At 59.7% G+C, this 19,841-nt stretch carries 22 protein-coding genes; 15 read left to right on the top strand and 7 right to left on the bottom strand.

The features are described from left to right. Window positions 1-102: 102 nt before the first annotated feature. From cowN to KKO72_RS06325, 6 genes are all read right to left on the bottom strand, one after another. Window positions 103-375, bottom strand: coding sequence for a N(2)-fixation sustaining protein CowN (cowN, locus tag KKO72_RS06350; protein ID WP_180125013.1), 273 nt, complete (start codon window positions 373-375; stop codon window positions 103-105). Window positions 376-381: 6 nt separating this feature from the next. Next, window positions 382-633, bottom strand: coding sequence for a zinc ribbon domain-containing protein (locus KKO72_RS06345; protein ID WP_078365402.1), 252 nt, complete (start codon window positions 631-633; stop codon window positions 382-384). Between the two features lie 13 nt (window positions 634-646). Further along, window positions 647-1,069, bottom strand: a complete 423-nt coding sequence (locus KKO72_RS06340) for an ArsC/Spx/MgsR family protein (RefSeq protein WP_214936576.1) — start codon at window positions 1,067-1,069, stop codon at window positions 647-649. Between the two features lie 10 nt (window positions 1,070-1,079). Beyond that, entirely contained in the window at window positions 1,080-2,018 is a 939-nt protein-coding gene (draG, locus tag KKO72_RS06335) for an ADP-ribosyl-[dinitrogen reductase] hydrolase (RefSeq protein WP_214936574.1), read from the bottom strand. Then, window positions 2,011-2,862 (bottom strand): NAD(+)--dinitrogen-reductase ADP-D-ribosyltransferase, encoded by an 852-nt coding sequence (locus tag KKO72_RS06330; protein WP_214936572.1) that lies wholly within the window; start codon window positions 2,860-2,862, stop codon window positions 2,011-2,013. Before KKO72_RS06330 ends, draG begins: the two co-directional genes overlap by 8 nt. A gap of 132 nt (window positions 2,863-2,994) precedes the next feature. After that, on the bottom strand, window positions 2,995-3,603 hold the full coding sequence (locus tag KKO72_RS06325) for a hypothetical protein (RefSeq protein WP_214936570.1): 609 nt from the start codon (window positions 3,601-3,603) through the stop codon (window positions 2,995-2,997). A gap of 416 nt (window positions 3,604-4,019) precedes the next feature. Between KKO72_RS06325 and nifH the strand changes: the two genes are divergently transcribed. From nifH to KKO72_RS06300, 5 genes are all read left to right on the top strand, one after another. Then, window positions 4,020-4,934 carry a nitrogenase iron protein gene (nifH, locus tag KKO72_RS06320; RefSeq protein ID WP_078365407.1) on the top strand — a complete coding sequence of 305 codons (915 nt, stop codon included), beginning with the start codon at window positions 4,020-4,022 and terminating at the stop codon, window positions 4,932-4,934. Window positions 4,935-5,020: 86 nt separating this feature from the next. Then, entirely contained in the window at window positions 5,021-6,478 is a 1,458-nt protein-coding gene (gene nifD / locus KKO72_RS06315) for a nitrogenase molybdenum-iron protein alpha chain (RefSeq protein WP_214936569.1), read from the top strand. Window positions 6,479-6,614: 136 nt separating this feature from the next. Next, entirely contained in the window at window positions 6,615-8,171 is a 1,557-nt protein-coding gene (gene nifK, locus KKO72_RS06310; protein WP_214936567.1) for a nitrogenase molybdenum-iron protein subunit beta, read from the top strand. A 147-nt stretch (window positions 8,172-8,318) separates the two neighbouring features. Continuing rightward, on the top strand, window positions 8,319-8,666 hold the full coding sequence (locus KKO72_RS06305) for a 2Fe-2S iron-sulfur cluster-binding protein (RefSeq protein ID WP_180125000.1): 348 nt from the start codon (window positions 8,319-8,321) through the stop codon (window positions 8,664-8,666). Window positions 8,667-8,990: 324 nt separating this feature from the next. After that, a complete protein-coding gene (locus KKO72_RS06300) occupies window positions 8,991-9,692 on the top strand; it encodes a GntR family transcriptional regulator (RefSeq protein WP_214936565.1) in 702 nt (233 codons plus the stop codon). A gap of 52 nt (window positions 9,693-9,744) precedes the next feature. On the opposite strand, the gene manD is transcribed toward KKO72_RS06300, so the two are convergent. After that, on the bottom strand, window positions 9,745-10,950 hold the full coding sequence (manD, locus tag KKO72_RS06295) for a D-mannonate dehydratase ManD (RefSeq protein WP_214936563.1): 1,206 nt from the start codon (window positions 10,948-10,950) through the stop codon (window positions 9,745-9,747). Window positions 10,951-11,177: 227 nt separating this feature from the next. On the opposite strand from manD, the gene KKO72_RS06290 reads away from it, so the two are divergent. From KKO72_RS06290 to KKO72_RS06245, 10 genes are all read left to right on the top strand, one after another. After that, window positions 11,178-12,149: a C4-dicarboxylate TRAP transporter substrate-binding protein gene (locus KKO72_RS06290; protein ID WP_214936561.1), complete on the top strand. Its 972-nt coding sequence runs from the start codon at window positions 11,178-11,180 to the stop codon at window positions 12,147-12,149. 9 nt (window positions 12,150-12,158) lie between these two features. Then, window positions 12,159-12,650, top strand: a complete 492-nt coding sequence (locus KKO72_RS06285; RefSeq protein ID WP_214936559.1) for a TRAP transporter small permease — start codon at window positions 12,159-12,161, stop codon at window positions 12,648-12,650. Beyond that, window positions 12,647-13,933 carry a TRAP transporter large permease gene (locus tag KKO72_RS06280; RefSeq protein ID WP_214936557.1) on the top strand — a complete coding sequence of 429 codons (1,287 nt, stop codon included), beginning with the start codon at window positions 12,647-12,649 and terminating at the stop codon, window positions 13,931-13,933. Before KKO72_RS06285 ends, KKO72_RS06280 begins: the two co-directional genes overlap by 4 nt. Before the next feature lie 200 nt (window positions 13,934-14,133). After that, window positions 14,134-15,642, top strand: a complete 1,509-nt coding sequence (gene nifE, locus KKO72_RS06275; protein WP_214936556.1) for a nitrogenase iron-molybdenum cofactor biosynthesis protein NifE — start codon at window positions 14,134-14,136, stop codon at window positions 15,640-15,642. A gap of 27 nt (window positions 15,643-15,669) precedes the next feature. After that, entirely contained in the window at window positions 15,670-17,058 is a 1,389-nt protein-coding gene (gene nifN, locus KKO72_RS06270) for a nitrogenase iron-molybdenum cofactor biosynthesis protein NifN (protein WP_214936554.1), read from the top strand. Window positions 17,059-17,161: 103 nt separating this feature from the next. Next, a complete protein-coding gene (gene nifX / locus KKO72_RS06265) occupies window positions 17,162-17,572 on the top strand; it encodes a nitrogen fixation protein NifX (RefSeq protein WP_214936552.1) in 411 nt (136 codons plus the stop codon). Then, window positions 17,569-18,063 carry a NifX-associated nitrogen fixation protein gene (locus KKO72_RS06260; RefSeq protein WP_214936549.1) on the top strand — a complete coding sequence of 165 codons (495 nt, stop codon included), beginning with the start codon at window positions 17,569-17,571 and terminating at the stop codon, window positions 18,061-18,063. Before nifX ends, KKO72_RS06260 begins: the two co-directional genes overlap by 4 nt. A gap of 2 nt (window positions 18,064-18,065) precedes the next feature. Then, window positions 18,066-18,260, top strand: coding sequence for a CCE_0567 family metalloprotein (locus KKO72_RS06255; protein ID WP_371736832.1), 195 nt, complete (start codon window positions 18,066-18,068; stop codon window positions 18,258-18,260). Window positions 18,261-18,286: 26 nt separating this feature from the next. Then, entirely contained in the window at window positions 18,287-18,598 is a 312-nt protein-coding gene (fdxB, locus tag KKO72_RS06250) for a ferredoxin III, nif-specific (RefSeq protein ID WP_214936547.1), read from the top strand. Window positions 18,599-18,714: 116 nt separating this feature from the next. Continuing rightward, a partial coding sequence (locus tag KKO72_RS06245; RefSeq protein ID WP_214936545.1) for an MFS transporter occupies window positions 18,715-19,841 on the top strand: 1,127 nt, incomplete at its 3' end.

Below are 19,841 nucleotides of genomic sequence, written 5' to 3'. Positions count from 1 at the left end.
CTCTGAATCGAAGAGCATCTTCGTGTTCGGCGTGGACCCAAGGCCGTCGCCGTTGTGTGACAAAGCCGCCAAAACAGCGGCGCCCAGTTCAGCGCAGGGCGCTCAGAAACACTCGGTTTCGAGCTGATCGAGCCAGGCCAGACCGGTCTCGTCGTGTCTGGCTTCCAGCAGCTCGCGGATCTGGTTGACAAAACTCGACAGCAGCAACTGGTCGTCGTAACGCATGCCCTCGGTGGCGTTGCGGCGCTGGAAGAAATAGGCCCAGAACGGGTCGTCCAGCCCCTGGGTGTGGGCCTCGATGCGGGCAATCATGCGGGCGGCCTGGCCGTCGAAGTCAATGCCTTTGAAGCTGCGGTAGCGGTCAACGGTGTTCATGTCAGATCAGATGTTTTTCTTGCCTTGCAGCAGTTTGGCTTTGTCGGATGGGCTGTAGTTGTCAAACAGGCCCTGGGCGGCGGCGACACGGCGGTGCGCCATACGGATGGCTTCGATCTTGCCGGCAGGAGCAATCGGTGAGACACATTTGGTCAGCGCCACGCTGGCGCAGGCTGGACAGGCGGGGGTGCTGCCAGAGCGCACCAGCGCCTCAAAGTGGTGGCCGCAGGCCTGGCATTGGTAGTCATACAGGGGCATGGTGATCTCCAGTTCAAAGGGGTGAGCTGCAGTGGCCAGCGGCTGCGGCGCAGCCTTCGAGCGAGCCAGGCTGTGGCGCCTGTTCACCCAGGCCGACCCAGGCGTGCACCGCAGCGGTGTCAAAGCCGACCATCCGCTGCTCACCCACAGCCATCAATGGCCGACGGATCAGCAAAGGCTGTGCCAACAGCAGCGCCAGCGCGGCATCGGCACTGAGCGACTCGGGGACCACCTCGCCGGACTTGACCTGGGGTGCCGCACGGTTGAACCAGTCCGGCACCGCCAGAGGGCTCAAAAACAGGAGCAGCTCCTCCTCAGTCCATGGGGTCTCCAACAGGTTTTTGACATCAAGGGTGTGGTGGGCGGCGAGTAACAAAGCCTTTTGTCTGGCGTTGCCGCCACAGCCGGGTTTTTCATAAAAGCTGATGTGTGCCATGGCGAGGTTCTCAAGAGGAGGGGGTGTTTGGCGCGGGCTTCACACTGGTCGCCAGCGCCAGCAGACCATAGGTCTGGTCGGTGATGGCGCGTACCACGTCGGGGCGCAGGCGTTGCAACCAGCGCGAGGGCAGTCGGGTGGCACCACAGCGGGCACCGGCCAGCATGCCCAGCAGCGCGCCGGTGGTGTCGGCGTCGTCGCCCTGGTTCACCGTGGCCACCATCGCGGCCTCGAAGTCCTCGTGTTGGGTCAGGAAGTACAGCACGGTCTGCACCGTGTCGACCACATAGGCGGTGGCGCGGCCCCGGTAGGGGGTGAAGCCAAAACTCGGGTTGTTGGCCACCCACTGGGCCACCCAGGCCTGGCAGCTTGGGTGGCTGGCGCCGGTGAGCAGCAGGCGCAGCAACTGGCCCAGGCCCAGCGTGGCGGCATCGGACAAGGGGTGGTGGTGGGTGAGGCGCGCCTGAGTGATCGACAGGCGCTCAAACAAGCCGTCGTGGCCCAGGGTGGCCAGCACGGCGGGCAGGTTGCGCATCAGTGCGCCGTTGCCGCCGTCACCGGGGTTGAGCTCACCCGAGAGTGTGCCCTCATGCATGAAGCGCATGATGCCGCGCCGACAGGTGTTGCCGCAGTCCACCGGTTTGGCCTTGAACCACTGCACATAGGCCTGGCCGATGCGCCGGGTCAGGGTCTCGTCGCCATGTGCATGGGCGATCAGCGCGGGTGCACCCGCTTGCAGCAGCGCCTCACCGAGGGCCAGGCTCATGGTGGTGTCGTCGGTGACCTGACCACGCGCCAGTTTGAGCCAGCCGCCGCCGATGATGTCGCGGTGCACACCGTATTGGTGAGCGATCTCGCGCGGGCGCATGAACTCGACGGTGGCGCCCAGTGCGTCGCCAATGGCCAAACCGAGGTAGGCGCCCAGGGCGCGGTCGAGTTGCTCACGCATAACGTGCGGTGACCTCGTAGTTGCCACCCAGGGCCAGCACCTCCTGCTCACCCTGCAGCACTTGGCCCGGCAGCAGGCCGGGAAAGACCAGCACCTTGCACACCGGCACCTGCACCTCAAACACCCAGTCGCCAAACACCGACGCGTCCTGGGCACACAGGCTGAAGGACACCAGGTTGTTGAGCCGCACGATGCAGCGCCGGTTTTGCAGCCGCCCGGCAACCACCTGTTCTTCACACCGGTTGCTGCCGCGCCAGAGCTGCAGGTGTTTGCTCTGCGGTGTGACCCCCGGCAACAGGCCGCGGCGCAGCGCCCACTGGCAGAACTCGTAGAGCAGGTCGAGCTGCTGGTGGATGTTGTTATTGTTGTGGCGGCTGGCGGTTTTTTCCTGCAGGTAGGTCACCCAGGCCGGCGACGGGAAACGCACCAGGGGCGCCTTGTGAAAACTCGGCACCAGCCCAAAACGACTCTCGACCCAGCCCTTGAGCACCGCACCCGCCACCCCGTTGGCATCCATGCCCCAGCCCTGCAACAGCTTGCGCCAGCTGCTGTGCCAGCGCCGTTGCTCCGAGGCGCCCATGCTGCGCAGCTCATCCGCATCGGGCTTGCGCAGTCCGAAGGCAATCGCCATGTAGTGGGTGAACATGTCCTGCGCTTCGCTTAGGTCCTGGCTGCGTTCCAGCAGCGCAAACAGCCCCATGTGCGACTCACGTGTACCCGCAATGACCAAGGGCACCGGGTGGGCGTTGAACGCCGCGCTGCCGAGTAAGAGCGACGGCACCCCCACCAGGTTGGTGCCGTACCAGCGGTGAGGCTGATCAAGTTCATCGAAGTCAACATTCATGAACAGTTGCTCTCGTTTGAGCGAGGGGATGGCGTCGCGAGCAGCCCGATGTCAGAGCGAGAAGCACAGCCGTACTCCCATACGGCGAGCATCGCAGGCGCAAGATCGGGTTGCGCAGCAGCAAGCCAGCGCTCAAACAGGCCGGTTTTCGTTGGGGTTGCGCACTGGTCCCATCAGCGCCAATCCTTGCTCGTAGCTGATGCTCTCAAATTTGGCGCTGAACTTAAGGGCGGCATTGGCCACCGCGTCGAGCTTGCCAGCGGTGTCCTTTTTCTTGAGGTCGTTCTTTTCCAGGTACAACAGGTCAAGCAACTCGTTGTAGACGGTGGACTCCAGAATCGGCAACACGTAGAAGGTGGCGCCGTTGTAGGGCACCTGGTATTTTTTGGACAGGTCGATGTTGTCGCAAAACAAGAAGTACTTGCCGCTGGCGCTCAAGGTGTCGCCCAACACCTCGGCCACGTCCTTGAGACTCTCAAAACTCAGCAGGTAACCGGCAAAAAACGGCACAAAACTTTCGCCCACATTGGCAATCGCCATGACCTGGGGGCACATCAGCTCGGGTGGACGCGCCTCGTCAGCCAGCTTTGGGGCAAAGCGCAGCGCCAGCTCACCACGAAAGCCGACTCGGCCGGGCACGCCGGTGATCGCTTTGTGCAAGGGGTTGAGCAGCCGACCTTCGTTTTCAAGGCGGGCAAAAGCGGTGTCATCGATCTCTGGTCGGGCGAGGGTGGCGGTCATGGGAGGTCCTTTTGGTGGTTGAGCTGGCAGTGATAGCTTTGATACAAGCCCCTCTCTAACTGCAATGACCGTACCAACCTGAAACCCGCTGCAAACCCGACACAAACACACATCCCAAGCGCCCACGACCGGGATTTTTGCGACACGGTCAGGGGTTTTGTCGGGAAGTTAACAAAACCCGGAAAGCTAGGTTTTTGTCTTGAGAAAAGCAGCTTTTCCCAATGAAAACAGGGTGTGACACCGGCTCTGAAGCGTGGCCCAAACTGCATGGCACGGAAGCTGCAATGAACAGGCTGCGCGGGCTCACATCCAGCCAAACGTGACTACAAGAAGAAGACCATCGGACACGCCAGGCAGACACAAGTCGCGGCTACGCAAGCTTGGTTCTTTTAACCCTTCCTGATTGGAGTACTGCAATGGCTAAACTTCGGCAAATCGCCTTCTACGGCAAAGGTGGCATCGGCAAATCGACCACGTCCCAGAACACCCTGGCAGCCTTGTCTGACCTGGGCCAGAAAATCCTCATCGTCGGCTGCGACCCCAAAGCCGACTCCACCCGTCTGATCCTGCACGCCAAGGCGCAGGACACCATCCTGTCACTGGCCGCCGAAGCGGGCTCGGTGGAGGATCTGGAGCTCGAAGACGTGATGAAGATTGGTTACAAAAACATCCGTTGTGTCGAATCCGGTGGCCCAGAGCCAGGTGTCGGTTGCGCTGGCCGCGGTGTGATCACCTCGATCAACTTCCTCGAAGAAAACGGTGCCTACGACGGTGTGGACTATGTGTCCTACGACGTGTTGGGTGACGTGGTGTGTGGTGGTTTTGCCATGCCGATTCGCGAAAACAAGGCGCAGGAAATCTACATCGTCATGTCCGGCGAAATGATGGCCATGTACGCGGCCAACAACATCTCCAAGGGCATTCTGAAATACGCCAACTCCGGTGGTGTGCGTCTGGGTGGCTTGGTGTGTAACGAACGCAAGACCGACAAGGAATACGAACTGGCCGACGCCCTGGCGGGCATGCTGGGCAGCAAGCTGATCCACTTTGTGCCCCGTGACAACGTGGTGCAACACGCCGAACTGCGCCGTATGACGGTGATCGAGTACGCCCCCGACTCCAAACAGGCCGGTGAATACCGCACGCTGGCGCAGAAGGTGCACAACAACGCGGGCAACGGCACCATTCCTACCCCCATCACGATGGACCAGCTCGAAGACATGCTGATGGAGTTCGGGATCATGGACGTGATCGACGAGTCCCTGGTCGGCAAGGCCGCCGCAGAACTGGCCGCAGCCCAAGCCGCCGCAGCGCAGCTCGCCGCTGCCTAAGAGGTGTGAATTCCGGTCTGTGTTGCGCTACGTGACCAGACCGGGACTTTCACCACACCCCCAACATCACCTACTGGAGTTACCCCATGACCGCCACCGTTGAAGAGCGCAAGGCCACCAACAAGGCCCTGATTGAAGAAGTGCTGAAGGCCTACCCCGAAAAAATGGCCAAACGGCGCGCCAAACACCTCAGCACCTTTGAAGAAGGCCGACCCGATTGCGGGGTCAAGTCCAACATCAAGTCGCTGCCCGGCGTGATGACCATTCGTGGCTGCGCCTATGCGGGTTCCAAAGGGGTGGTCTGGGGCCCGATCAAGGACATGGTGCACATCAGCCATGGCCCGGTCGGCTGCGGCCAGTACTCCTGGGCCAACCGCCGCAATTACTACATCGGCACCACCGGCATCGACTCCTTTGTGACGATGCAGTTCACCTCCGACTTCCAGGAAAAAGACATTGTTTTTGGCGGCGACAAAAAGCTCGACAAAATCATCGACGAGATCCAGGTGCTGTTCCCGCTGAACAAAGGCATCTCGATCCAGTCCGAGTGCCCGATTGGCCTGATTGGTGACGACATCGAGGCCGTCTCCAAGAAAAAGAGCAAGGAGTACGAAGGCAAAACCATCGTGCCCGTGCGTTGTGAAGGTTTCCGGGGTGTCAGCCAGTCGCTGGGTCACCACCTGGCCAACGACGCCATCCGCGACTGGGTGTTCGACCGCACCGACACCGGTCACACCTCGCAGTTTGTGTCGACACCGTACGACGTGGCCATCATTGGCGACTACAACATCGGTGGTGATGCTTGGTCCAGCCGCATCCTGCTCGAAGAAATGGGTCTGCGTGTGATCTCGCAGTGGTCGGGTGACGGCACCATCGCTGAAATCGAGAACACCCCCAAGGCCAAGCTCAATGTGCTGCACTGCTACCGCTCGATGAACTACATCAGCCGACACATGGAAGAAAAGTACGGCATCCCATGGGTGGAATACAACTTCTTTGGTCCGAGCAAGATCGAAGCCAGCCTGCGCGAGATCGCCAGCCACTTTGACGACAGCATCAAGGCGAAGGCCGAAGAGGTGATTGCCAAGTACAAACCGCTGATGCAGGCTGTCATCGACAAATACAAACCCCGTCTGCAAGGCAAGAAAGTGATGTTGTATGTGGGCGGTCTGCGTCCGCGTCACGTGATTGGCGCCTACGAAGACCTGGGGATGGAAATTGTGGGCACCGGCTACGAGTTCGCCCACAACGACGACTACCAGCGCACCACCCACTACGTCAAGGACAGCACGCTGATTTATGACGATGTGACGGGTTATGAGTTCGAGCACTTTGTGGAAGGCATCAAGCCCGACCTGGTGGGCTCAGGCATCAAGGAAAAGTACGTGTTCCAGAAGATGGGTGTGCCCTTCCGTCAGATGCACAGCTGGGACTACTCCGGCCCCTACCACGGGTATGACGGCTTTGCCATCTTTGCCCGTGACATGGACATGGCCATCTCCAGCCCGGTCTGGGGGTTGACCAAGGCGCCCTGGAAGACGTAGACCACCCCGTTGCTTGCTCACTGCGTGTAGCCGCCTCCCCCTCAAGGGGCGCACCCAACGGCCCGGCTTGGCCGGTTCCGTGGGTGCCACGCAAAACATGCCAGCCGCCAACCTTTAACCACTTTTGGAGCCCACCATGCCTCAAGTCGCCGACAAAGTCATTGACCACGAAATGTTGTTTCGTGAACCCGAGTACCAAGACCTCTTCGAGAAGAAGAAAGCGTTTGAATTCAACCATTCCGAAGCCACCATCGGCCAGACCGTGGAGTGGACCAAGACCGAAGACTACAAGCTCAAGAACTTCGCCCGCGATTCCCTCGTGGTCAACCCTGCCAAGGCCTGCCAGCCGCTGGGCGCCGTGTTTGCGGCCAACGGTTTTGCCAAAACCCTGAGTTTTGTGCATGGCAGCCAGGGCTGCGTGGCGTATTACCGCGCCCATTTCTCACGCCATTTCAAAGAGCCCACCAGCTGTGTGTCCTCCTCCATGACCGAAGATGCCGCAGTGTTTGGTGGCCTGAACAACATGGTCGACGGCCTGGCCAACGCCTACAGCCTGTACAAGCCCGACATGATTGCGGTGTCCACCACCTGCATGGCCGAGGTGATTGGTGATGACGTCGACGCCTTCATCAAGACCAGCAAACAAAAGGGCAGCATTCCCGAAGAGTTTGACGTGCCGTTTGCCCACACGCCGGCATTTGTCGGCAGCCACATCACCGGCTACGACAATGCCCTGCTGGGTGTGCTGCGCCACTTCTGGGACGGCAAGGCCAAGACCACCGAGCCGCTGGTGCGTGTGCCCAACGACAGCATCAACTTCATCGGTGGTTTTGACGGCTTTGTTGTCGGCAACATGAAGGAAATCCGCCGCATCTTCAGCCTGTTTGGTGTTCAGGTGAACATCATCTGTGACCCGTCTGAGAGCTGGAACACCCCGACCGACGGCGAGTTCCGGATGTACGCCGGTGGCACCACCAAGGAGGAAGTGGTGGCCGCCCTGCACGCCAAGGCCACCATCGTGTTCCAGGAATTCTGCTGCGAAAAAACCAGCAAGTTCATCGCTGAACACGGCCAGGAAGTGGTCACCCTCAATGCCCCGGTCGGTGTAGCCGGTACCGACAAGTTCCTGATGGAAATCTCGCGCCTGACGGGCAAACCGATTCCGGCCGAGCTCGAAAAAGAACGTGGCCAACTGGTGGATGCGCTGGCCGACAGCCAGGCGCATTTGCATGGCAAGCGTTTTGCGCTCTACGGTGACCCGGACCAGTTGCTGGGTTACGCCGCCTTCCTGCTGGAGCTGGGCGCCGAGCCAACCCATGTGTTGTCCACCAACGGCACCAACGAATGGGCCGCCAAGGTGCAGGCGCTGTTTGACGCCACGCCTTACGGCAAGGGTTGCAAGGTGTATCCGAAGCGCGATCTCTGGCACCTGCGCTCCTTGCTGTTCACCGAACCGGTGGACTTCCTGATTGGCAACACTTATGGCAAGTTCCTTGAGCGTGACACCAAGGTGCCGCTGGTGCGCCTGGTGTTCCCGATCCACGACCGCCACCACCACCACCGTTACCCCACCTGGGGTTATGAGGGCGGCATGCGGGTGCTGGTGATGTTGCTCGACGAGTTCTTCGAAGCGCTGGATGCCAACACCATGGGTATCGGCAAGACCGACTACAGCTACGACATCGTCCGCTGAGGGGCGCACTTCCCTGCTGCGCCGGTTGATCTTGCGTCTGCGCTGCTCGCCGTACGGGAGTACGGCTGTGCTGCTCAACGCAAGCTCCATCGGCTCGCGACGTGAATTGCATCCCCTTAGGCAGCCCCTAAATCAATTGAGAACATCATGGCCAATGTAACTTTCAGTTCCCCTCGCATGAAAAAAGACCTGACGGTGTATGCCGTGGCGGGTGATACCAAGACCTTGCTCGCCGTGGCCAAGGCCAACGACGTGCCGCTGCAGTCCGAGTGTGAAAACGGCGAATGTGGCTCCTGCCAGGTGCAGGTGTCGGTGCTGTCGGGCAAAACGCCGATTGGTGTGGCGCTGACCGAAAAGGAAAAGCTGGTGCTCAAGCTCGCTGGCAAGATCACCGCCCAGCAAATCGCCGATGCCGAGACCAAAGACCTGCCACCACCCTGGCGGCTGGCCTGCCAGATGGTGGTGCGCGACGAGGATATTCTGGTCAAGTTTTAAACCCAAAACGCCAGGTGAAGGGTGCCCCGCTTGGCGCTCTCACCACGGTCTCAAAAACGCAAAGGGCAGGCCAGTTGGATCTGCCCTGTTTTATAGGGAAAAAGTGCCTCTATCCCTTAATATATAAGGCCTTGTAGCAATTGATTTCATAGCGTTGTGTGGCTACTGCGTTGGCCACGCACCGCGCTTGGCTGGTGCGTGGTGGCTTTCCCCGCATGGCACAGGAACGGCAGACGGTGGTATGGAGCCAACACCTGCCATACAAGAGCCAACTTGCTGCCTTGAGAAGGCCTGTTTTGCCAAGCCAGGTGCGATACTTGAGCCATGCGTTCGAAAACCAAATCCGTTCGCGCTTTCCAGCACGTTGAACCTGTCTCCATCGGTACCCAGCTGCATCGGCACCTGCGCGGCGCCATCATCCGTGGTGAGTTGCGCCCAGGTCAGGCCCTGTCTGAATCCGAAATCGCCAAACGCTATGAAACCAGCCGCCAGCCGGTGCGCGAGGCCTTCATCAAACTGGCCGAGGAGCGGCTGGTGGTCATCCTCCCCCAGCGGGGTACCTTTGTGATCAAGATCTCCGTGGCCGACGTGCTCGACGCCCGTTTTGTGCGTCAAGCCATTGAGATGGCTGTTGTTCAGGACGCAGCGATTTCGGCGCCCCCCAGCGCCGTCAAAGACCTGCGAGATTTGATTGAGCAGCAAAAAGCGGTGGTACACGGCCACAACGAAGACTTTCTGGCGCTTGACGAGGAATTCCACCGCACCATTGCGCTGTCGGTTAGCCGTGCCCATGCCTGGCGGGTGATTGAAGGCATCAAGGCGCAGATGGATCGCATCCGTTACCTCAGCTTGGACGATGCCACCCCGCTATCCGTGTTGATTGAGCAGCACAGCCGCATTGTGGACGGCATTGAGGCACATGACCCGGTGGCCGCTGCGACCGCACTGCGCGCGCATTTGCAAGAGATCATTGTCTCGCTGCCCAATATCGCAGCGCAGTTCCCGGATCTGTTCGAGTCAGCCTGAGCGGGTTGCGGCACGCTGCTGACCTGGTGCCAGCAGCGGCCGAATCACGCTTTTACCAATTCCACAAGGTGCCGTCTTCCAGGCGGGCCACCGGCAGATAGGCTGGCTCGTACGGGTATTTCTTGGCCAGTTCCTCGTCGATTTCCACACCCAGCCCTGGTTTGTCACCCGGGTGCATGAAGCCATCCTTGTAGCTCCAGCCGCATTTGAAGACGTCCATGGTCTGTTCGTGGTAACCCATGTACTCCTGCATGCCGAAGTTGGGCGCCCACAGGTCAAAGTGCAGGGCTGCGCCCATACACACGGGTGACAGGTCGGACGGACCGTGGCTGCCGGTGCGCACCTGGTACATCGCGGCAAAGTCCGCAATGCGGCGCATGTGGGTGATGCCGCCCGAGTGGGTGATCGTCATGCGGATGTAGTCGATCAGCTGCTCTTCGATCAGCTGTTTGCAGTCCCAGATGGTGTTGAACACCTCACCCACCGCAATCGGGGTGGTGGTGTGTTGGCGGATCAGGCGGAAGGCTTCCTGGTTTTCCGCCGGTGTCGGGTCTTCCAGCCAGAACAGGTGTGAGTCTTCCACCGATTTGCCCAGGCGAGCGGCTTCAATCGGTGTCAGGCGGTGGTGGGCGTCATGCAGCAGGTGGGTGTCGAAGCCAAACTTCTCGCGGATCGCTTCAAACAGCTTGGGCACAAAATTCAGGTACTTCTCAGTGTCCCAGACCTGTTCTTCAGGCCAGCCTTTGGTGGCGGGCTCGTAAGCGCCGCCTTTGGATACGCCGTAGACCGATTTCATGCCTGGCACACCACACTGGGCGCGAATCGCCTTGAAGCCTTTTTCCTGGTATTTGGCAAAGGCGTCCAGCGTTTCAGGGATATCGCGGCCGGTGGCGTGGCTGTAGACCATCACGTGTTCGCGGGAAGCGCCCCCCAGCAGCTGGTAGACCGGCATGTTGGCCAGCTTGCCCTTGATGTCCCACAAGGCCATGTCCACGGCGGCGATGGCCGACATGGTGACCGGGCCGCGACGCCAGTAGGCACCTCTGTAGAGGTACTGCCAGATGTCTTCGATCTTTTGCGGATCGCGCCCGATCAGCAAGGGGCAGACATGGTCTTTCAAATACGACGCAACCGACAACTCGCGCCCGTTCAGCGTGCCGTCACCGAGACCGGTCACACCCTCATCGGTCGTGATTTTCAAGGTCACAAAGTTGCGGCCGGGGCAGCAAACAATCACTTCGGCATCAATAATCTTCATCACATCACTCCTGTTCAAATCAATTCAGACAGAGGGAAAAGCTGGTTCAGCCGCTCACGCTGGCACGTGAATCCGGAGCCTCAAAACCACTGCGGCAACCACCTAACTTTCCCATCAAAAAAGTGCAAATATGTTGCAAGCTCTCGAAAAGTATACTACCATACAAGTGCCAGCGGGGTAACCGCAAGGCAGCAAGTTTCAAACACCCAACGATCGAGGAAGCAACTATGAAGAAGATCAAATTGTTGTCATTGACAGCAGCCTGCGTTTTGCTGGCTGCTGCGGCCCACGCGGCAGATTTCAACCTGAACGTCAGCTCGTCCCTGACGGTGGATGACCCGATGTTCAAGGGTCTGCAGCAGTTCAAGGAGGGTGTTGAAAAGAACTCGGGTGGCAAGATATCTGTCCGTTTGTTCCCCAGCTCCCAGCTGGGATCGGACGAAGACGTGCTTGAACAAGCCCGTTCCGGTGCCGGTGTGGCGGTGCTGGTGGACGGTGGCCGACTGGCCCCGTTTGTCAAGGAGTTTGGTGTGCTTGGCGCGCCCTACCTGACCCACGGCTACACCGAAATGCGCAAGGTGGTGACGTCGCCGTTGATGGACGACTGGAACCAGAAGCTGCGTGCTGCCAGTGGCCACCAGATCCTGTCGTTCAACTGGTACCAGGGGGACCGCCAGTTGCTGACCATGAAACCGGTCAAAACACCCGCCGATTTGGCTGGTGTGCGTATGCGCACACCCGGTGCGCCGGTCTGGCTGGAAACCGTCCGTGGCCTGGGTGCGACCCCCACCCCGATGCCCTGGGCAGAGGTCTATTCGGCCCTGCAGATGAAGGCCATCGACGCCGCCGAAGCACAAGCACCCGCGACCTACGGCCAGCGTCTGTTCGAGGTGGTGAAGTACATCACCAAAACCGGCCACATCAGCCTGATCACCGGCTTGGTTGGCTCCAAGATCTGGTTCGACAAGCTGCCAGCCAATCTGCAAAAAGTGGTGAACGATGAAGCCCTCAAGGCCGGTGATACTGCGTCCAAAGCCACCATCGATTCCATTGGCAACTATGAAAAGCTGATGCGTGAAAAAGGTGTACAGATTGTGGACATCGACACCAAACCTTTCGTTGCCTCCACCAGCGTGGTCTACGAGAAGCTGGGCTACACCGATCTGCGCAAGCAGGTGAATGCTGTACTGGCCAAGTAAGGACGTTTTGTGGCACATCTGCTATTTAAGCTGGAAGAACGCCTGGCGATGGCGTTCTTTGCAGCCACCTCTATCTTTGTACTGATCGGGGCTGCCACCCGGACGGCGGGTGTGCCCGTCATCTGGGCGGTGGACCTGGCCCAGCTCAGTTTTGCCTGGGCGTGTGTGCTGGGCGCTGATCTGGCGCTCAAGAAAAACACCCACATCGAAATCGACATCCTGACCCGCAAGCTTCCGCGTTCGGTCAGGAAGGTGCTGGCCATCATCTGGTTGATCGCCATCGCCTTTTTCCTGGGCTTCCTGGTCTGGTACGGCACCAAGCTTACGCTCCAAAACGTGGAACGTGTGCTGGGTGACGTGGGTATCAGCTACAGCTGGGTGACCGCGTGTATCCCGGTAGGTTCATTCCTGATGCTGGCCACCACTGTCACACGTTTGTGGCGCGGTTTGACCGGGCGCGAGGTTCTTTCACTTGAAGGTCATGACGGGACAGCGATATGAGCGGCATCCTTACTATTCTATTTTTGGTGCTGATGTTCCTCGGCATGCCGGTGGCTTTTTCAATTGGCATCTCGGCCGTGTTGTTCTACATCTTTGGCCCGGTGCCGCCTGAAATTGCGGTCCAGAAAATTGCCACCGCAACCCAGTCCTTTCCGCTGCTGGCCGTGCCATTGTTTGTGTTTGCCGGGCATTTGATGAACGCCTCGGGCATCACCAGCCGTTTGATCTCCTTGTCTACCGTGCTCACCGGCTGGATGCGTGGCGGTCTGGCGCAGGTGGCCATCATGCTCAGCGCCTTGATGGGCGGTGTGTCGGGCTCGGCCGTGGCCGACGCCGCGATGGAAGCCCGCATTCTGGGGCCGGACATGATCAAACGGGGCTACACCCGTGGTTACACCAGCGCGGTGATTGCGGTGGGCTCACTGATCACCGCCACGATTCCGCCCAGCATCGGGCTGATCCTCTATGGCTTCATGGGCAATGTGTCGATTGGTCGCCTGTTTGTCGGCGGTATCGTGCCAGGTGTGTTGATGACCATTGTGCTGATGAGTGTGGCCTACATCGTGGCACGGCGCCGTGGTTACACCGCTGAGCTCGCCAAGCCTCCGACATTCAAAGAGATCGGGCAACGCATGTGGGAATGCAAATGGGCGCTGATGTTCCCGATCCTGCTGATTGTGGGGATCCGTTACGGTATCTTCACCCCCTCGGAGGCCGGTGCGTTTGCGGTGGCCTATGCGATCTTTGTAGGTATCGTGGTTTACAAAGAGCTGTCGATTGACGCGCTGCTGGGTGCACTGCGCCATGCGGTGTCTGACATCGGCATGATCATGCTGATCATCATGTTCTCGTCGATGATTGGCTACATGATCACACTCGAAGGTGTGCCTCAGGATGCGGCGTCCTTCCTGGTGGGCATCACCGAGAACCCGATCGCGCTGATGCTGCTGTTGATCACCTTCATCATTGTGCTGGGCATGTTCTTGGAGTCCACCGTCATTGTGTTGCTGCTGACGCCGATCCTGATGCCGATCATCCAGCGTGTGGGGATTGACCCGGTGCATTTTGGTCTGGTGATGATGACCTGCGTCACGCTGGGCGGCATGACACCACCCGTGGGTGTGGCGATGTTCACCGTCTGCGGCATTCTCAAATGCCCGATGGACGAGTACATCAAGGAAGCCATGCCCTTGTTGGCCGCTGTGATCGGTTTGGTGATCCTGATGATTGTGTGGCCGACCAGTGTGTTGTACTTGCCCAACCTGGTGTTTGGTGCGGGTTAAGACCTGACTGTCCCCCGTCAACGGCCCCCTTGTTTGAGCACTGTCTCGGCAAGGGGGCTTTTTTTGTCGCAATTCCTTCAAACCTGCCAAATTTTCAGCCCAAGAAGAACAGTCCGAGCCAATAACACCGGTCTGATGGCCATTTGCCCCTGGCACCAAAAATGCGATGACTCTTGTATTCACCCCATCAGGAGTATTCCATGTCGACTTTGCTCAAGGCCAGGATTGCCGACGTGTTTGAAGAACCTGGTTGTGACAAGAACCAGGGCAAAAGTGAGAAAGAGCGCAAAAAGGGCTGCACGGCACAGCTTGCACCCGGTGCTGCGGCGGGTGGCTGCGCGTTTGATGGCGCCAAGATTGCGCTGCAACCAATCACCGATGTGGCTCACTTGGTACACGGGCCGATTGCCTGTGAAGGCAACTCCTGGGACAACCGGCACAGTGCATCCAGCGGCCCGCAGATTTACCGCACCGGTTTCACCACCGACATCAACGAACTTGATGTGATCTACGGCGGCGAGAAACGCCTGTTCAAATCGATCCGCGAAATTCTGGAGAAATACGACCCACCTGCGGTGTTTGTTTACCAGACCTGTGTCACCGCCTTGATTGGTGACGACATCGAAGCGGTGTGCCAGCGCGCCAGCGAGAAATTTGGTAAACCCATCATCCCGGTCAATGCACCGGGTTTTGCGGGCATCAAAAACCTGGGCAACAAACTCGGTGCCGAGGCGCTGCTGGACTATGTGATTGGCACGGTGGAGCCCGAGTTCACCACCCCCTATGACATCAACATCATTGGTGAATACAACCTGGTGGGTGAGTTGTGGCAGGTCAAGCCGCTGCTGGATGCGCTGGGTATCCGTATCCTGTGTTGTATGGCCGGCGATGGGCGGTACAAGGAAATTGCCAGCGCGCACCGGGCCAAGGTGAACATGATGGTGTGCTCCAAGTCGATGATCAACATCGCCACCAAGATGGAGAAGCGCTGGGGCATCCCTTACTTTGAAGGCTCGTTCTACGGTATCGGTGATATGAGTGACAGCTTGCGCCAGATTGCCAGACTGCTGGTGCAGCAAGGCGCACCTGACGAATTGTTGGGCCGCACCGAGCGTCTGATTGCCGTGGAAGAAGCGCGTGCCTACCAGCGCATCGAGCAATACAAACAACGCCTAACTGGCAAGCGGGTGTTGTTGATCACCGGCGGTGTCAAGTCCTGGTCGGTGGTGGCGGCGCTGCAGGAGGCCGGGCTCGAGATTGTGGGTACCAGCGTCAAGAAGTCGACCAAGGAAGACAAACAGAAGATCAAGGAGATCATGGGTGACGATGCCCACATGATCGACAACATGACCCCGCGCGAGATGTACAACATGTTGCGTGACGCCCGCGCCGACATCATGCTCTCAGGCGGTCGCAGCCAGTTTGTGGCGATCAAGGCGCGCATGCCCTGGCTCGACATCAATCAAGAGCGTTACCACCCCTATGCGGGTTACGAGGGCATGGTCGAGCTGGTCAGCCAGATTGACCGCGCCTTGTCGAACCCGGTCTGGCAGCAGGTGCGCCTGCCGGCCCCCTGGGGTGACGATGGGGAGACCCTGGCTGCGGTGGAGGCACCCGCGCCCCAGGCGACTGACCAGCAGGCCACCCGGTTTTTGTCAGAGGTGGCTGCCCACGCACTGGGGCTGGTGCCCGAAGAAGTACTTGCCTGACATACGCCCCACCCGAGACATCACCCCATGGCACACGTTGTTGACATCAAAAAAGCCTGTGCGGTCAATCCGCTCAAGATGAGCCAACCGCTCGGGGCGAGTCTGGCCTTTCTGGGCTTGGACGCGTGTATGCCGGTGATGCACGGTTCGCAGGGCTGCACCTCGTTTGGCCTGGTGCTGCTGGTGCGCCATTTCAAGGAAGCCATCCCCTTGCAAACCACCGCGATGAACGAGGTGACCTCGATCCTGGGTGGCTACGACAACATCGAGGCGGCCTTGCTCAACATCCGCAAACGTGCAGCGCCGCACATCATTGCCATCTGCTCCACCGGTCTGACTGAGACCAAGGGTGACGATGTGGAGGGCTACCTCGTCACCATCCGCAAACGCCATCCCGAATTGGCCGACACCGAGATCGTGTATGCCTCGACACCCGACTATGTGGGGGGTTTTGAGGATGGTTACCGTGTTGCGGTGACGGCTACCGTGCGCACGCTGGTCAAGCCTTTGCCGCGCCAAACCGACCAGGTGACCCTGTTGCCGGGCAGCCACCTGTCGCCCGGTGACATCACCGAGTTGCGCGAGATCATCGAAGCCTTTGGCCTGTCAGTAATTGTGTTGCCCGATGTGTCGGGTTCGCTGGACGGCCATATTCCGCCGGACTGGCGCGGCACCACCCTGGGCGGCACCTCGCTGCAGGACATCCGGGCAGCCGGTGCCTCGGCGTTGACCTTGGCAGTTGGCGAACAGACGCGTGAAGCGGCCTTGGCCTTGCAAGACATTGCCGGGACACCATTCGAGATGTTTGACCGGCTCATCGGGCTGGAAGTCAATGACCGCTTTCTGCAGTGTCTGGCCCGACTCTCTGGACGCCCCGTCCCCGCCAAATACCGCCGCCAACGCAGCCAGCTGCTTGATGCCATGCTCGATGGCCATTTCTACACCGGTGGTATCAAGGTGGCGATGGCTGCTGAACCTGACCTGCTGCTGGCGGTCGGCAGCCTGTTACACGAGATGGGCGCAGAACTGCGCTGCTGTGTCAGCACCACCAAATCGGCTTCGCATGCGTTGTTGCCCGCACCAACGGTAATCTTGGGTGACCTCGAAGACCTGGAGCGCGGCGCGGCAGACTGCGACCTCATCGTGACCCATTCCCATGGCCGCCAGGCCGCCGAGCGGCTGCACAAACCGCTGCTGCGTATTGGCTTTCCCGTGTTTGACCGTGTTGGCAACGCCCACCGCTGTTTGGTAGGTTACCGCGGCACCATGGCACTGATTTTTGAGGTGGCCAACCTCATGATCGATCAGATCAAACACCACCACGCCGATGACTGGCCGCTGAGCCCCGAAGCGCTGCGCGCCGCCGCCCCTGTTGCCACACCCACCCCAACCGATCTGGCTGTCGCCAGCGCCTGAACCACCCAGGAGGAACCATGAGCCCCCTTGATCACCGTGTGATGTATTTGCCTGCCCCGGATGGGGTGGGTCTCAGCCTTCAGGCGTTTTGGCGGGAGGTTCTATGAAAATTGCTTTCGCCACCCAGGACAAAGAACGTGTAGACGCCCATTTTGGCTGGGCCAAAAGCATCGTGGTGTATGAGGTCTCACCAGCAGGGCACCATTTTGTCGAGAGTTTTGAGTTTGGTGACAAGCTCGAAGAAGACGGCGACGAGGACAAACTCGCACCCAAACTCGAAGCCATCAAGGACTGCGCCATCGTCTATGTGGCCGCCATTGGTGGCTCGGGCGCCGCGCGTGTGGTGGCCATGAAGATCCACCCGATCAAAGTCCCGCAGCCCGAGTCCATCACCGGTATTCTGAACAAGCTCCAGGTGGTGCTGCAGGGCACCCCGCCGCCCTGGCTGCGCAAGGCGTTGGCCAAGGACGGCGTGCGCACCTTTGATTTTGAAGAAGACGAGGTGGCCCCATGAACGAACAGACCACCCTGGACATCCCCACCGAACCTACCAACGACGAGGTCTATCTGGGCACGCCCTTCGTGCAGCAACTGATCAAGCAGTTGCGTGCGCAGGACATGAACGGCACCTGGGACAACAAGACTGACCTGCAGTTGCTCAAACCCTTTATCCACACCGCTGAGGAACGCCGCGCGCTGCCGATCCTGGGGGATCCCGACCCTGAGACTTTGTGGCGCCTGGAGTTGTTCTACAACGCCATTGCGGTGGCCATCGAACGTGAAACCGGACAGATGGTCTCACCCATGATGAAGATGAGCCATGAAGGTTTTGGCCGGATGGTCTTGCTGGCGGGCCGTCTGGTGGTGGTCAACAAACAGTTGCGTGACGTGCACCGCTTCGGTTTTGCTTCGCTTGCCAAACTGTCCGAGGCGGGCACCAAGTTTCTGAACGAAGCGGTCACCATGATCCGGACCTACCCCGACGTGGCGCAATACGGAGCCTGACCATGGACATTGAAGAACGCAAGGCGCAGCTGAAAAAACTCAATGCCCGCGCCACCCAGGCCAAGATGGACCTGCATGACCTGTCTGAAGAATTGCCTACCAACTGGGAAAAAATCCCCGAGGTGGCGCAGCGCTGTTTTGAAGCCCACGTCTTGCTGATGGACGCACGCAAAGCCCTGGCAGCAGCCGAGGCCTGAGTACATTCCAAGAAAGAGAGCCCACCATGAGCACCCCCTTCAGCGTCACCCTGCCCAGTGGCGAAATCTGGATTCCGACTTTTGTCACGGCCATCGATGACGAGAAGTGCATTGGCTGCGGCCGCTGTTTCAAAGTGTGCCCGCGCGGCGTGATGGAACTGGTCGGCCTGACGGAAGACGGCGAGCGTATTGCGGTAGATATGGACGACGATGACGACGATGGGGAATACGAGAAGAAGGTGATGACCCTCGCGCACCAGGAGCTGTGTATCGGCTGCACCGCCTGCTCCAAGATCTGCCCCAAGAAGTGTTACAGCCAGGCGCAAGCCAGTCTCTGAGTCTGCACGAGGTCTTCGCACCCGCAGGGCACAGCGGGTGCTGAGGAATCAAAACGCCCAAAAACTATACACTGCCAGTCTTTTCAAATGGCTTGTTTGTAATGAGTGGGGTTTTGATGTCGTCTGTTTCCATCCCGGCCGGTACACCAGCGTACCGGCGACTGATGACGGTGCTGTTTATTGGTGTGTTTATGTCGGCCTTGGATACCGCCATCATTGCACCTGCCATCCCCGCGCTTCGGGAGGCTTTCCAGATCGACAACCGGCGGGTGGGCCTGGTGATGATTGCGTTCATCCTGGCCTCCTTGTGCAGTACCGCACCGCTGGCCAGCCTGGGTGACCGCTATGGCCGCCGCCCCATCTACCTGATCAGCATCTCGCTGTTTGCCCTGGGCTCCCTGGTGATTGCGCTGGCGCCCACCTTTTGGGCGGTGGTGCTGGGACGGGTCATCCAGGGCATGGGTGGCGGCGGCATCATCCCAACCGCCAGTGCGGTGATTGCCGATGCCTTGCCGCCCAAGGAGCGTGGCCGCGCGCTGGGGCTGATTGGTGCGACCTACGGCATGGCCTTTGTGCTGGGCCCGCCGCTGGCCGGTCTGGTGATGGTGACCCTGGACTGGCACTGGATTTTCCTGGCCAACCTGCCGATTGCGGCCTATGTGCTGTTTCTCGGGGCGCGTGCCTTGCCCAGCCAGCGCCCGGCGGGTGTGTTGCCTGCGCTGGACTGGCGCGGCATTGTGGTGCTGTTCCTGCTGTTGTCGGCCCTGGTGGCCAGTGTCACGCGGGTGCTGGACGACATGAGCGGGCAGCGTGTGTGGCCCTTCACGCTGGTCGCACTGATTGTTTTGTTGCCTTTGTTCGTGTGGGTGGAAAAGCGTGCCGAGCAGCCGCTGATTCCGATCTCGATGTTTGCCAACCGGCAGCTGTCACTGACCTATTTTCTGACCCTGGGGGCTGGTTTTGGCATGGGCAGCGTGGTCTTCTTGACCTCCATCGCCACCTTGGCTTATGCGGTGGCGCGGCAGAACGCCGGTTTTGTGCTGCTGCCGATGGTGCTGTGTTCGATCATCGGCTCCATGGGCGCCGGGCGCTTGCTCAATCGACTGGGCGCGCGTGTGCTGATCGTGGCTGGTTTTGCCCTGCCCAGTCTGGGGTACGGTGCTTGCGCCTACACCGGCTTTGGTTTGTGGGTTTTTCTGCTGGCCACCATGCGGGTGGGTTTGGGGGTGGGGGTGGTGGTGAG

It is taken from the genome of Rhodoferax sp. U11-2br (genome assembly GCF_018619435.1).
Taxonomy (GTDB): domain Bacteria; phylum Pseudomonadota; class Gammaproteobacteria; order Burkholderiales; family Burkholderiaceae_C; genus Rhodoferax.
The sequence above is the reverse complement of the archived record's forward strand: the minus strand, read 5'-3'. Positions and strand labels throughout refer to the sequence as shown.